Consider the following 13,810-nt stretch of genomic DNA (forward strand, 5'->3'; position numbering starts at 1 on the left):
TTAACAAAAATTTGGTTCAAATTGGAACTTTAACTATTTTAAATATCCAAAAAAACGCAAGTCTTCTTCTGATTTAATTATTTTTGTCGCGCTATCTTTAATTAAATAAATTTTATCCGAAATTGTCATTACATTTTTGTAGTTATGGTCTGTCAGAATTATACCTTTATCTTTTCTGCTTTTCAAGATTTCGTCTTTTACAATATCTATAAATTTTGGTGAAAGTGAAGCAAAAGGTTCATCTAAAATTGCAAATTTGCAATCGGAATAAATTACCATTAAAATTTCTATCAACCGTAATTCTCCGCCAGAAAGTTGCGAAAATTTTGCTTTTAGATGCGGTTTTATCAATCTATTTTCCAATAAAACTTGAGCATTTTCATTATCGCAAAAAACGTTGATGAGATTTTCGATGGAAATATGCCGAGGTAAAAAACTTTGTTGTGGCAAAAGATGAATTAAATTTTTATTGTCAGAAATTGCTTTTATAATTTTTGTTCCAACTTTTACAAATTTGTTTTCTGCTTTTAAAGAACCAAAAATAATTTCTAAAAGTGTGGTTTTGCCACAACCATTTCTCCCAAGAATTCCTACGACTTCACCTTTTTCACAAGAAAGATAAATATCAGACAAAATTTTATGGTTTCCGAAATGTTTTTCAATACTATCAACTTGTAATTTCATGAAAAATAAAATAAAAGAGTTGGTGGCGTGCAAGTTAGAACCCAAAGATTAACTCTACTAAAGCCAAAATTATTATAAAAATGATATTCATTTTTATATAGAATTTCGTAAATGATAAAATGAAAAAGAGGAACTAAAAGAAAAAATGAACGGGAAAAATTTTGAAGATTAAAACCAGTTAAACCTGCAATTATAATGGAGAATATAATTGATGGAATTAAAATAGGGTAGTAAAAATACCAAAATACAAGCACTTTTTTCATTATTTATTTCATTTAAAACCAAACTAGTTTATCACCCGAAATCTGCGTTTTAAAAGTTTTGAAAATCTTGATTCTTGCCTCTAAAATCTTAGTTCTTAATTAAACCCGTTCCAATTCATCACCAGAAATTTGCGTTTTAAAACTGCCATAATTTATCGTCACTTTATTTTTTGAAATCTGTTCAATAGTTCCCACACTTGCTGAACCTTTTATGCGAACGCGTTGTCCGATTTTCATCCAAACGGCGCGTTCTGTAGATTTTTTTTCTTCAATTTTGGTGTTGGTTTCCTCGATCTTTTCTTGAACATCCACTTTTTTTAATTCCTGCGTGATTTTTCTTTTTACGACTTTCAACTTTTTTGTTTCGTTTTTATCACCACCTAATCTGCGAAATTTCTCTTGTTCTAAAATTTTAACAAAATCTTTCACCACATCTTTTCGGGATTTCCCTTTGGCGTATGCTTCTATAAAGGTTTCTACCTTGTTTCCAAATTGCAATTTTCGGTGTTCGTCTTCATATAATTTCTGGAAATTAAAGAGTTTTTGTTCTAATTGCTCGTTTAATTTTTGCAGATTTTCTTTCTTATTTTGGGCAGAATCTTTTTGCTCGGTAAGATTGGTTTTTAATTTTTCTACTTCAAATTTTTCCTGCTGAAGTTTCACGATGGTTTTATCTAAATTCACGATATCGTGTTCCACTTTCGAGCGCGCAGAATCTAAAATAAATTTCGGAATTTTATTTTTTTGCGCCACTTCAAATGTAAACGAACTTCCGGCTTGTCCGATTTCCAGTTTATACAAAGGCAACAAAGTATTTTCGTCAAAAAGCATAGCGGCATTTTGCGCGTTCGGCAATTGTTCTACAACTAATTTTATGTTGGTGTAATGCGTTGTGATAATTGCGAAACTTTTTTTGTCATAGAAAAATTCTAAAAATGCTTCAGCCAATGCGCCACCGAGTTCCGGATCAGAACCAGTTCCAAATTCATCGATTAAAAGCAGCGTATTTTCATCCGTTTTTTTAATCATTTCGCCCATTTTTTTTAGGCGAGAAGAATAAGTGGACAAATGGTTTTCAATAGATTGATTGTCACCAATATCGGTCATAATTTTATCAAAGAAAAACATCTCACTTTTCGGATGAACGGGAACTAAAATTCCAGATTGAATCATTAATTGAAGTAAACCAACCGTCTTTAAAGTGATGGATTTTCCGCCCGCATTTGGACCAGAAATGCAGATAATTCTTTTGTGTTCGGTAAAAGTTAAAGTCTGCGGAAAAATTTCTTTTTTCTCTTCCTGATTGCTTAGCCAAAGCAAAGGATGAAACGCGTTCACCAAACGCATCGTTTGAAATTTGTTGATTTTTGGTAAAACACCATTTATTTTTTCGGCAAATTTTGCTTTTGCGCGAACGATATCTAAATCAAAAATATAGTTTTGATAAGTGGTAAGTTGCGGGAAAAATTCAGAAATTTCTGCGGTTAATTTCCGTAAAATTTTATCAATTTCTTTTTTTTCTTCGTCTTCACTTTCTCTTAATTTAAAGTAATGTTTAACGACAGATTCGGGTTGCAAAAATGTGATTGAACCTGTTTTTGAAACGCCCAAAACCCTGCCGGCAATTCGTTTTTTGTAGGCAGATTTTACGGCCAAAACGCGTTGGTCATCAATGACGGTTTCTTTAATATCATCCAAAAAATCAGTGCCTGCAAAGGAAGATAATGCTTTGCTAAAATTCTGCTGAATGGCTTTTTTAGCGTGATTAATTTCAATTCTTAAAGATTTTAAAAGCGGTGAAGCATCACTTTTAACTTCTTCAAAACGGTTAAAAACTTTGTCAATTTTATCAATTATCGTTTTTTGAAAATCTAATTCAGCAACTTCCTCCGTTAATATTGGAAAATTATCAATTAATTTTGGGAAGAAATTTTGAAGTTTTCCAATTTGCGAGGTAATATTTTTTATTCGAATGAAGGCTTTATTTTCCAGACGGAAATTCTCAATGTGCATGAGTTTTAATTCCGCTTCAATGTCGTCATAATTAGTGAAAGGAATAATATTTTCGCTTTCAAAAGAACTTAAATATTCCGATACTTTTTGCAAAGAAATCTGCGCTTCATCAAAATCTAAAGGTTTAATTTCTAAAATATTTTGCGCAGTTTTGGCCGTGAAAGCAAAAGGCGCAATCTCGGCTAAAAGTTGATCAAATTCTAATTCCTGTAAATGGTCTTTGGTAATATGCACGTGCAAAGATAATTAATTTGAGAATTTTAAAATTGCTTAATTTGAGAATTAAAATTGATTAAATTTGAAAATGAATTTTGAAACCAAAAGATTAATTCTTAGAAGCATTACCGAAAATGATGCGCAAGATATTTTTGAGATTAGAAGCAACGAAATTGTAAATCAATTTATCAAGCGAAAAAAGACAGAATCAATAAAAGATGCTTTAGATTTTATTCAATTAATTAATAAAAATGAAGAAAATAAAAAAGGCTTTTATTTTGGAATTTGTGAAAAAGAAAGTGATAAAATAATCGGAACGGTTTGTTTGTGGAAGTTTTCAGAAGATTTTAAAAAAGCAGAATTGGGTTATGAATTGTTGCCACAATTTCACCATTTAGGAATTATGTCTGAAGCAGTTGGATTTATTATTAATCATGGTTTCAAGGTTTTAAACTTAGAAAGAATTGAGGCTTTCACCAGTAGAAACAATCAAAATTCCATAAAATTATTGTCGAAATTTAATTTTAATAGAAACGAAAAAAGATCCGATGAAAACAATGCTGAAAATCTTATTTTTGAATTGTCCTTATAATAAAGCAACAAGTGTTTGTCATTCTGAAAGAATCTCAGCGCTGAAATTTCTATGGATTAATAAAATTATTTTGAGTTTCGCTAAAATCTAAAATCTAAAATCTAAAATCTAAAATCTAAAAGCTATTTATGACCTGGAAAGAAATTCTCGCCCCAATAAAAGAATCAGATTATTTTAAAAACCTTTGGGAAACCGTAAAATTAGAATACAAAAAAAGTCCGTGTTTTCCGCCACCAAAACAAATTTTCCGAGCGTTGGAATTAACGCCATTTGATGAAATTAAAGTCGTCATTCTTGGTCAAGATCCTTATCATAATGATTTTCAAGCGAATGGTTTGTGTTTTTCTGTGTCTGAAAAAGTGGCAACTCCGCCATCTTTAAGAAATATTTTCACAGAATTGGAAAATGATTTGGGCATAAAAAGAACAAAAAAAGAATTGGATGATTGGGCGCAGCAAGGCGTTTTACTTTTAAATGCTACTTTGACGGTTCGTGCGCATGAAGCCAATTCTCACCAAAAACTCGATTGGGAAAAATTTACAGATTTTATTATTAAAGAAATTTCAGATAAAAAAGAGAATGTGGTTTTTGTTTTGTGGGGAAGTTTTGCTCAGAAAAAGTCTGTTTTAATCGATGAAAGCAAACATTTGATTTTAAAATCGGTTCATCCTTCGCCGCTTTCTTCTTACCGTGGTTTTTTTGGAAGCGCGCCTTTTTCTAAAATTAATGATTATTTAAAATCAAAAAAGAAAGAAATTATTCATTGGTAGCGGGCTTTTGTTTTTCGATTTTTAAAGCAATTTGATAGTGTCCTTTTAAATCTTCTTTTTTATCTTTTTGATTTGGATAAGGTAAAACTTGTTCTAAAGTAATGGTGTAACCAAAAATATCTTGTGTTTTTACTAGATTTTTCCCGTCTAAATTTACAGTGCTTAATTCTATTAACATCGGTCTTGAAGTGGTGGTCATGATTTCTACAGATGCAGTTGCCGCGCCAGACCAAATGCAATTTACGCCAGTTGGACATCTGGAATCTGAAATAATTCCTTTAAAAGTAACATTCATTTGATACTCTTTTAAGAAAATGTTTTCGCCTTCATTTAGATAAATTAAATTTTGAGAATTATCAATTTTTGTTGAAGTTGCAACTTCATTTTTTGCTGAATTGTTTTCAGAATCTATTATTTTTTGAGTTTGACAATTCATCAAAGTACAAAAACCAAGCGTTGAGAAAATTAATTTATTTAACATGATTTTTAAGATTTAAAAAGATTAAAAATAACAACCAATAACATTGCCAAACCAACTAAAAAATTAAAACCAGTTCCATAAAGAAAACCGATAAATGCACCTTTCATACTGTTAAATGCTTTCTTTTTATCTTTAAAATCATGCAATAATTCGCCAAGAAAAACGCCCGCAAACATTCCGATTAAAAACCCAAATGGAATTGGGATAAAAATCATTCCGAGAATTGTTCCGACAAATGAACCAATACTTCCATAACGCGTACCGCCATATTTTTTATTGGTTTTTGCCGGGATGATGTAATTTAAAACCGTAGAAATTATTGTTAGAATTGAAAAAATCCAGATCCACAAAATACTTAAATCAGAATTGGTCCCGAATTTATATATCAACAAACCACATAAACTTAAAAGCAAACCAGGCAAAACTGGGAGGAAAGTTCCTAAAATACCTATAACAAGTAGAATTATGCTTAAAAGCCGAATTAAATTTTCTTCCATTTTTAATATGTTTCGAGTATAAAATTAGTTAAATATAAAGCATAGCCAAAAGTTATTTGGTATTTTTGCAGTTATGGGCGAAGACTTAATAACAACTAAAGATTTACTGCAAAATATTAGTGACCAAATTCACTATTTTGTAAAAGGAAATTTTCCAGATGATTTGGTTTTGTGGGTGCAAATTCTTGCGAAGTTTTTGCTTTTAGCGGCATTAATTTACTTGGTTAGTACTTTTTTTAAAATTATTTTCAAAATCGTTTTCAAATTTTTTGTGAATGAAGATCGGTTTCCTATTTTGATCTCGATTTACAAATCCCGCACTACAACTTCGATTGCGAGATTAATCGCTCTTTTTATCGGTAGTTACGCTTTATATTCAATATTTTATAGACATCCAAAAAGTTTCGATTTTTTAGAAATTATCATTAAAATTCTATTTGTTTTAGTGCTCGGAAATATGATTTTCAGAATGCTTAAAGCGGTTGAATTCTACTATTTACATAAAAAAGATTTTTACATTATAATGGCGCTTCGTGCCATTAACCAAACAGTAAAAATATTCGGAATTTTCATTTTTTCAATTATTGCGATTAGTATTTTATTCAGAATCAGTGGAACCGCAATTTTAGGAAGTTTAGGGGCAATTACGGCTGTTTTGGTCTTGGTTTTCAGAGATACAATTTTGGGCTTTGTAACGGGCATCCATGTCGCGACTTCTAAAAATTTAAAAGTAAATGACTGGATCGGGATTCCAAAATATAATCTTGAAGGAACCATTTTAGACATTAATCTTTTAACCACGAAAATTTTAAACTTTGATAAAACTGTTTCCACAATTCCAACTTATGATTTACTTTCTACGGAAATAAAAAACCTTCAAGTAATGTCCGAAACCAATACACGAAGAATTAAAAAATCGATTTTCTTTAACATCAATTCTTTTAGATTTATTGACAAGGAATTGTTTGATAAATTAAAACAGATCAATCTGATTTCTGATTATTTGGATGAAAAATCGGAAGAAATTAGAGATAGCAAAAAAGAAATGAGCCATTATGAAACCATTATAAATGGCGCGCAACTCACTAATATCGGGGTTTTTCGATATTATGCCATTCAGTATTTAAAACAGAATAAACATGTAGATCAGGCGGGAACTTTGATGGTTAGGCAGTTGGATATTACGCCGCAAGGTTTGCCTTTAGAGATTTATTGTTTCACAAATGATTCTAAATGGGAACATTTTGAGCAAATTCAAGCCGATATTTTTGATCATCTTTTGGTGGCTGCAAAAGAATTTGATTTAGAAGTGGTTCAATATACAAAAAATTAGAAATGACAAAACTTAGCGTTAATATTAATAAAATTGCCACATTGCGAAATGCACGCGGTGGCGAATTTCCAAGTGTGACCGAAGCCGCAATTAAGTTGCAAGAATTTGGTGCACAAGGAATTACGATTCATCCAAGACCAGATGAAAGACACATTACCAGAAAAGATGTTTATGATTTAAAACCTTTAATAACTACAGAATTTAATATTGAAGGCAATCCGCACCGCGATTTTATCGATATGGTTTTGAAAGTAAAACCCGAACAAGTCACTTTGGTTCCAGACGCGGATGATGCGATTACATCAAACGCCGGTTGGGATTGCAAAAAAAATCAGGATTTTTTAACGGAAATTATTTCTGAATTTAAAAATGCCGGAATTAGAACATCTGTTTTTCTTGATCCAAATCCAGAAATGGTAGAATTTGCCGCAAAAACAGGAACAGATAGAATTGAACTTTACACCGAAGCCTACGCAAAAGACTATCCCAAAGATAAAAACTCAGCTATACAATCTTACGTTGAAACGGCGCAAAGATGTGTGGATTTTAATTTGGGCGTGAACGCAGGACACGATTTAAGTTTAGAAAATTTAAAGTTTTTTGCAGATGAAATCCCGAATTTATTGGAAGTTTCCATTGGTCATGCACTAATTTCGGAAGCACTTTATATGGGATTAGAAAACACGGTTCAGTCTTATTTGAAGCGATTGGCAAAATGGTAAAAATTGTGTAAATTTGGGTTATGGGCAAAAAAATTACAGTGCAAGATTTTTCTCAACATCTCTTTTGGGATGTAGATTTAAAGACTTTTGATTTGGAAGTTCATAAAATATTTATGGTCGGTCGTGTTTTAGAATATGGATTAATTCAGGATTGGAAAAACTTAAAAAAACTTTATGGTTTACAGCAAATTAAAGAAATTTCTTTAAATCTTAGAAGTTTAGACGCGGTTACACTCTCGTTTGTTTCCACTATTTTCAATATTAATAAAACAGAGTTCAGATGTTACAAACACAGACAGTTAGTCCAGAATTACTGGAACTCTTAAGAAAAATTTCTAATTCTGATTTTTTTTCTGATTTCTTTTTGGTTGGCGGAACTGCATTAGCACTTCAAATAGGCCATCGTAACTCTATAGATTTGGATTTTTTTGCAAAAAAAGATATTGACGAAAATTTATTTCTTGAAAAATTGTCGGAATTTGGAAAGGTAATTAAATTTAGTTCTTCCAAAAACATTTTAATTTGTTCAGTAAATGGTGTGAAAGTAGATTTTGTTAATCATATTTACAAGTTTTTAGATGAACCATTAATTTTAGATGGAATAAAAATGGCTTCAAAAAGAGATATCTCTGCAATGAAATTGAACGCAATTGAAGGTCGCGGTTCAAAAAAAGATTTTATTGATTTGTATTTTTTATTAAATTATATGTCTTTACCGGAAATGATTGAAGCTTACAAATTAAAGTACCCAAATCATTCAGAATTTATGATGTTAAAATCTCTTACTTATTTTGAAGATGCAGATCATTTTCCACAACCGGAAATGTTTGCAGATTTCAATTGGGAGAATGCAAAACAGAAAATCATTCAAGAATTTTTAAAATTATAAACTATTGGAAAATAATATACTACACTCAAAAATCTACGGAAAAGAAAAAGTCGGAATTCCACTTTTGGTTTTTCACGGTTTGTTCGGAATGCTCGATAATTGGGGAAGTTTTGGGAAGGATTTTGGCGAAATAATGCCGGTTCATTTGATCGATTTAAGAAATCACGGCAAAAGTTTTCATTCAGGTGAAATGTCGCATAATGATTTAGCGGAAGATATTTTAAATTATATGTCTGCCAATCAAATTGAAAAAGCACATTTACTCGGTCATTCTTTAGGCGGAAAAGCCGTGATGCAATTCGCCATGAAATATCCAGAAAAAATTGAAAAATTAATCGTCGTTGATATCGCCCCGAAATCTTATCCGCCACATCATCAGGGAATTCTGAAGGCTTTACAATCAGTGAATTTAGATGAGGTAAAAAGTAGAGGCGAAGTTGAAGATGTTTTAAGCCAATATATTCCGGAAAAATCGGTGGTTTATTTTTTAGCCAAAAGTCTTTATTGGAATGATGAAAAAAAATTAGCGTGGCGTTTTAATCTTCAAACATTAAATGATAAATATGCTGAGTTTGTCTCAAATGCGATTAAATTTGGCGTCTTTGAAGGTCAAACTTTATTTATTGCGGGTGCAAATTCCAATTATATTTTGCCACAGGATTCTTTATTAATAAAACAGCAATTTCCAAATTCAAAAGTAATTACAATAAAAAACGCCGGCCATTGGGTGCAGGCAGAAAATCCAAAAGATTTTTTTAATGCAGTTTTAGAATTTTTAACTTGAGTTTTCATTTTTAATATGTTTGAGTTTTCCTTTTTAAACGCTATTTTTGTAAAAATTCGGAGTTGAATCAATCATCAATTATCAATCATCAATCATCAGTTATTCTCGTAACTGGAGCCACAGGAATTCTCGGAAGAGTCATCGTTTTAGAACTTCTAAAGCGCGGAAAAACCGTTCGTGCAGCGAAAAGAACTTCAAGTAATATTGAAGAAGTCAAACATTCTTTTCAGTTTTACACAGAAAATCCAAAAGAGTATTTCGAAAAAATAAATTGGATCGATGTAGATTTTAGAGATTTAGATTCTATAAAATTAGCGCTAGAAGGCGTTTCGGAAGTCTATCATTGTGCGGCGAAAGTCAGTTTTCATCCCGATGATAATCAAGAAATGCTAAAATGCAATATAAAATTTACAGAAAATTTGCTGTACGCCTGTGAAAATTCGAGCGTAAAAAAGTTTCTTTTCGTGAGTTCAATTGCTGTTTTAGACAACGTAAATGAGCAGGGAATTTTAGATGAAGATTCTAATTTTAATCCTAAAGAAAACCATTCAGATTACGCGCTTTCAAAGCATTTCGCGGAGATGGAAGTTTGGCGCGCTTCCGCAGAAGGTTTAAACACAATCATCGTAAATCCAGGTGTAATCGTCGGTTCTGGAAACTGGAAAAACAGCAGCGGAAAATTAATTGGTGAACTTCTCAATAATAAATTCACGTTTTCTGGTGGAAGCGCTTATGTTGATGTGCGCGATGCTGCGCAGATTTCTATAGATTTAATGGAAAAAAATGCATTTGGCGAACGTTTTATTTTGATTTCTGAATCTAAAAGTTATTCAGAAACCGCCAATTTTTTAAGGGAAAAGGTGGGGAAATCTAAAGTAAAAATTTTACCAATTTGGATTTTGAAAATAGGCGTAGTTTTAAATTTTTTCTTGGGCTGGCTCATAAAACCTTTAAAAATGCTAAACTCTGTAAACGTAAAATCCGTGAGTTACAAATCTGAAATTTCGAATGCAAAAATTTTGAATACATTAAATTTTAAATTTATTCCTGTTTTTGAAAGCTTGAATTTTCATCTTAAAAACTACCTTAAAGACCATACTTCAAAATAAAAATTTTAAATGAATTTAGTAGAATTTCTCAATATAAACACAGAAAAATATTTAAAAAATCCTTCGATTGGATTTAAAAAACGCGAAAATTGGGAAACGATTTCTTGGTTGCAACTTCGTACTTTGGTTTTTAAAACAGCAAATGCACTAAAGAAATCTGAAATTTCAGAAGGTGATAAAGTAGCCATTTATGCCGATAATTCAGCAGAATGGATCATTTTTGATTTGGCAATTTTAAGTTTGGGCGCGGTTTCAGTGCCCATTTATTCTACCAATAATAAAGAGCAAACGCAATATATTTTAGAAAATTCGGAAGCCAAAATCGTGATGGTTGGAAACCAACAACAATATGACGATTGCTTGGAAATTTTACAGAATAGTGAATTTTTAAAGCAAATTGTAGTTTCTAAAAAAGCCGTTTGGATCAAACAAGACAGTTCAATTTTTTTGGAAGATTACATTGCAAAAATTTCTTCCAATTTTGAAATTGTTGCTCGTGAAGAGCAAGATTTGGCCACCATCATTTACACTTCGGGCACAACAGGCGTTCCAAAAGGTGTGATGCTTTCCCATGGTAATTTTTTAAAAACCTTCAAAGCCCATCAAGATTTTTTTAAATTTAAAAATATTGAGTTTGAAAAATCTTTGGCGTTTTTACCTTTAAGCCACATTTTCGAGCGCAGTTGGACTTTATTTTGTTTACACGTTGGCGCAAAAGTTTATTTTTTAGAAGATACCAAAAAAATTGCACATGCCTTGCTAGAAGTGAAACCAACTTTTATGTGCGCAGTTCCAAGATTTTATCAAAAAATTTATTCAGGGATCAACCAAACTGTCAACGAAGGTTCGGCGTTTAAAAAGAAAATTTTTAATTGGGCATTGAAAGTCGGAGGTGAATTTTCGGAATTAAAAAGACAAAATCTAAAAATTCCTTTAGGTTTAAAGTTAAAGAATTTTACTGCCAATCAATTGGTTTTTAATAAAATAAAGAATAAATTAGGCGGTCAACTTTGGTTTATGCCTTGTGGCGGTGCCTCATTGTCAGAAGATATTACGCGTTTTTTTGACGCTTTAGGAATTCACATTACCGTTGGTTATGGTTTGACGGAAACCACGGCAACTTTGACGGCTTTTCCTTTTAAAAATTACAAACACGGCACTGCGGGAAAAGCCATTGGCGACACCGAAATTAAAATTGGCGAAAATGATGAAATTTTAATAAAAGGAAGCAGTGTGATGCAAGGTTATTATAAATTACCAAAAGAAACTTCCGAGGTTTTTACCGAAGATTTTTGGTTTAAAACGGGCGATGCAGGCGAACTCGATTCTGCCGGAAATCTCACAATTACAGATAGAATTAAAGATTTAATGAAAACTTCTAACGGGAAATATATTGCGCCGCAACCTTTAGAAAATGAACTTTCAAATGACGCATTCATCGATCAAATTATGTTGATTGCGGAAGGGAGATCTTTTGTAACAGCGCTTATTGTGCCAGATTTTGAAAATTTAGAAAAAGAATTAGAAAAATTAAATATTAAATTTACAGACTGGAAAACGGTTTTAAAAACAAATGAAATTCAGAAATTTTATAAAGAAAGAATTGATGAAATTCATAAAAATCTGACGGGTTTTGAAAAGATAAAGAAATTTATTCTAATGCCTGAATCCTTTGAAATTAGTTCGGGAGAAATTACACCAACTTTAAAAATAAAAAGAAAAGTGGTTTTGAATAAATATGCTGATTTAATAGAAGAAATGTATTAACAGAAATGAGATATTAGATATTAGAAATGAGAAATTAGACGTTAATGTAAAAAAGTTATTCTTAAAATTTTTAAAAAAATAAAAAACAGTCATACTCAATTCTAACATCTAAAATCTAAAATCTAAAATCTAAAATCTAAAATCTAACATCTAACATCTAACGTCTAACATCTAAAATCTAAAATGACAAACAAAGATTTTTTTGGATCAGAAAACTTTCAACTTTCAACGCAGAAAGTAGAAAATTCCTGTCCTTCAAATATTGCACTGATTAAATATTGGGGAAAATATGAAAACCAAATCCCGGCCAATCCAAGCATCAGTTATACCTTAAATGCATGTCGAACTTTAACGGAAATGCAGTTTTTCCCCGATCAAGAATTTTCAGTTTCAACTTTTTTAGCCGGAAAAGAAGAGAAAAATTTCGCCTCAAAAATTGAAAAATATTTTAAATCCATAGAAATTTATTTACCTTGGATTTTAAAAGGAAGTTACAAAATTTCGACCGTTAATACATTTCCGCATAGTTCGGGAATCGCCAGTTCAGCATCTGGTTTTGGTGCGCTTGCAAAATGTTTGATGGATTTGGATTTGCTTTTTAGCTCCGACAACCGACAACTGACAACTAACAACCAAAAAGCCAGTTTTTTAGCGCGATTGGGAAGTGGAAGCGCGTGCAGAAGTTTGTACAATGGTTTGGTTGTTTGGGGCGAAACGCCAGTTGTGGAAGGAAGTTCAGACTTATATGCCGTAAAATATCCCGATAAAGAAATCCATCCGATTTTTAAAAATTTTAAAGATTGGGTTTTATTGATTCATGAAGGTGAAAAGAGCGTTTCTTCTACTGTTGGTCATGGTTTAATGAAGAATCACCCTTATTCAGAACAGCGTTTTCAGGAAGCAAAAGATCAATTTGTGCCGATGAAAGATATTTTGAAAAATGGTTATTTGGAAAAATTTATCACTTTGGTAGAACATGAAGCACTCACTTTACACGCCATGATGATGATGAGTGAACCCGCATTTATACTCATGAAAACGGGAACTTTAGAGGTGATCAATAAAATTTGGGCATTCCGGAAAGAAACCAATTTATCTTTATTTTTCACTTTAGATGCCGGTGCAAATGTTCATTTACTTTTCCCAAATGACAATGACTGCGCAAAAATAGAAAATTTTATTATGACAGAATTGTTGCCTTTTACCAAAAAAGGTGGCGTAATGCAGGATGAAATGAGGTTTTAAGACTATTTGAATTAATGATTTAAATAGATTTTGTCATTCCGTAGGAATCTAAGCAGCCCAAAATAAAGTGTAAAAAATTATTTCAATTCAAAAAGATGATTTAAAAAATCTAAATTTGGATTTTGTTTTCTAATTAATTCCAATTTCTTGTCTCTCGAAAAACTCTTTATTTCTTTTTCTCTTAAAATAGCGTTTTGGATCCATCCAAACTTTTCATAGTGTATAAGGAAGTGAGCGTTGTATCTACTCGTAAAACTTTTCTCATTTATATTTTTTGAATGCTGTTGCAATCTAATATGTAAATTATTTGTTACGCCTGTGTAAAGAACTGTTTTTCTCTGATTGGTTAAAATGTAAACGTAAAAAGTATAAATTCCTTCAGTAGTTTCATTCATAATTTTTGACTGTGTTAAATTCATTGCTTAGATTCCTACGGAATGACAAA

At 31.4% G+C, this 13,810-nt stretch carries 15 protein-coding genes; 10 read left to right on the forward strand and 5 right to left on the reverse strand.

The window, feature by feature from the left end; translation table 11 throughout:
• Window positions 1-33: 33 nt before the first annotated feature.
• Both C4S29_RS00460 and C4S29_RS00470 read right to left on the reverse strand, forming a co-directional pair.
• Entirely contained in the window at window positions 34-684 is a 651-nt protein-coding gene (locus tag C4S29_RS00460) for an ATP-binding cassette domain-containing protein (protein ID WP_103912161.1), read from the reverse strand.
• 362 nt (window positions 685-1,046) lie between these two features.
• Complete coding sequence (locus C4S29_RS00470; RefSeq protein WP_103912163.1) at window positions 1,047-3,194, reverse strand: endonuclease MutS2; 2,148 nt, start codon at window positions 3,192-3,194, stop codon at window positions 1,047-1,049.
• Between the two features lie 70 nt (window positions 3,195-3,264).
• On the opposite strand from C4S29_RS00470, the gene C4S29_RS00475 reads away from it, so the two are divergent.
• Together C4S29_RS00475 and C4S29_RS00480 are read left to right on the forward strand one after the other, a co-directional pair.
• Window positions 3,265-3,768, forward strand: coding sequence for a GNAT family N-acetyltransferase (locus C4S29_RS00475; protein ID WP_103912164.1), 504 nt, complete (start codon window positions 3,265-3,267; stop codon window positions 3,766-3,768).
• A gap of 128 nt (window positions 3,769-3,896) precedes the next feature.
• The gene (locus C4S29_RS00480; RefSeq protein WP_103912165.1) at window positions 3,897-4,538 is read left to right on the forward strand and encodes a uracil-DNA glycosylase; all 642 of its coding nucleotides are present in this window, start codon (window positions 3,897-3,899) and stop codon (window positions 4,536-4,538) included.
• Here C4S29_RS00480 and C4S29_RS00485 read toward each other — a convergent pair.
• Both C4S29_RS00485 and C4S29_RS00490 read right to left on the reverse strand, forming a co-directional pair.
• Entirely contained in the window at window positions 4,525-5,019 is a 495-nt protein-coding gene (locus C4S29_RS00485; protein WP_103912166.1) for a hypothetical protein, read from the reverse strand. The genes C4S29_RS00480 and C4S29_RS00485 overlap by 14 nt on opposite strands.
• Window positions 5,020-5,024: 5 nt before the next feature.
• On the reverse strand, window positions 5,025-5,516 hold the full coding sequence (locus C4S29_RS00490; protein WP_103912167.1) for a DUF456 domain-containing protein: 492 nt from the start codon (window positions 5,514-5,516) through the stop codon (window positions 5,025-5,027).
• Window positions 5,517-5,589: 73 nt separating this feature from the next.
• Between C4S29_RS00490 and C4S29_RS00495 the strand changes: the two genes are divergently transcribed.
• The 8 genes from C4S29_RS00495 to C4S29_RS00530 all read left to right on the forward strand — a co-directional run bounded on the left by C4S29_RS00495 (window position 5,590) and on the right by C4S29_RS00530 (window position 13,365).
• Window positions 5,590-6,849, forward strand: a complete 1,260-nt coding sequence (locus C4S29_RS00495) for a mechanosensitive ion channel family protein (protein ID WP_103912168.1) — start codon at window positions 5,590-5,592, stop codon at window positions 6,847-6,849.
• 2 nt (window positions 6,850-6,851) lie between these two features.
• A complete protein-coding gene (locus C4S29_RS00500; protein WP_103912169.1) occupies window positions 6,852-7,571 on the forward strand; it encodes a pyridoxine 5'-phosphate synthase in 720 nt (239 codons plus the stop codon).
• Between the two features lie 20 nt (window positions 7,572-7,591).
• A complete protein-coding gene (locus tag C4S29_RS00505; protein ID WP_103912170.1) occupies window positions 7,592-7,897 on the forward strand; it encodes a DUF6922 domain-containing protein in 306 nt (101 codons plus the stop codon).
• Window positions 7,852-8,460: a nucleotidyl transferase AbiEii/AbiGii toxin family protein gene (locus tag C4S29_RS00510; RefSeq protein ID WP_103912171.1), complete on the forward strand. Its 609-nt coding sequence runs from the start codon at window positions 7,852-7,854 to the stop codon at window positions 8,458-8,460. Before C4S29_RS00505 ends, C4S29_RS00510 begins: the two co-directional genes overlap by 46 nt.
• Before the next feature lie 4 nt (window positions 8,461-8,464).
• Complete coding sequence (locus C4S29_RS00515) at window positions 8,465-9,244, forward strand: alpha/beta fold hydrolase (protein WP_103912172.1); 780 nt, start codon at window positions 8,465-8,467, stop codon at window positions 9,242-9,244.
• A 62-nt stretch (window positions 9,245-9,306) separates the two neighbouring features.
• Window positions 9,307-10,353: an NAD-dependent epimerase/dehydratase family protein gene (locus tag C4S29_RS00520; RefSeq protein ID WP_103912173.1), complete on the forward strand. Its 1,047-nt coding sequence runs from the start codon at window positions 9,307-9,309 to the stop codon at window positions 10,351-10,353.
• A 9-nt stretch (window positions 10,354-10,362) separates the two neighbouring features.
• Window positions 10,363-12,120: an AMP-dependent synthetase/ligase gene (locus C4S29_RS00525; RefSeq protein ID WP_103912174.1), complete on the forward strand. Its 1,758-nt coding sequence runs from the start codon at window positions 10,363-10,365 to the stop codon at window positions 12,118-12,120.
• A 183-nt stretch (window positions 12,121-12,303) separates the two neighbouring features.
• The gene (locus C4S29_RS00530; RefSeq protein ID WP_103912175.1) at window positions 12,304-13,365 is read left to right on the forward strand and encodes a diphosphomevalonate/mevalonate 3,5-bisphosphate decarboxylase family protein; all 1,062 of its coding nucleotides are present in this window, start codon (window positions 12,304-12,306) and stop codon (window positions 13,363-13,365) included.
• A 77-nt stretch (window positions 13,366-13,442) separates the two neighbouring features.
• On the opposite strand, the gene C4S29_RS00535 is transcribed toward C4S29_RS00530, so the two are convergent.
• Window positions 13,443-13,760: a GIY-YIG nuclease family protein gene (locus C4S29_RS00535; RefSeq protein WP_103913000.1), complete on the reverse strand. Its 318-nt coding sequence runs from the start codon at window positions 13,758-13,760 to the stop codon at window positions 13,443-13,445.
• Window positions 13,761-13,810 lie beyond the last annotated feature (50 nt).

It is taken from the genome of Halpernia humi, from assembly GCF_900108025.1.
In the GTDB taxonomy this organism is placed as follows: Bacteria; Bacteroidota; Bacteroidia; order Flavobacteriales; family Weeksellaceae; genus Halpernia; species Halpernia humi.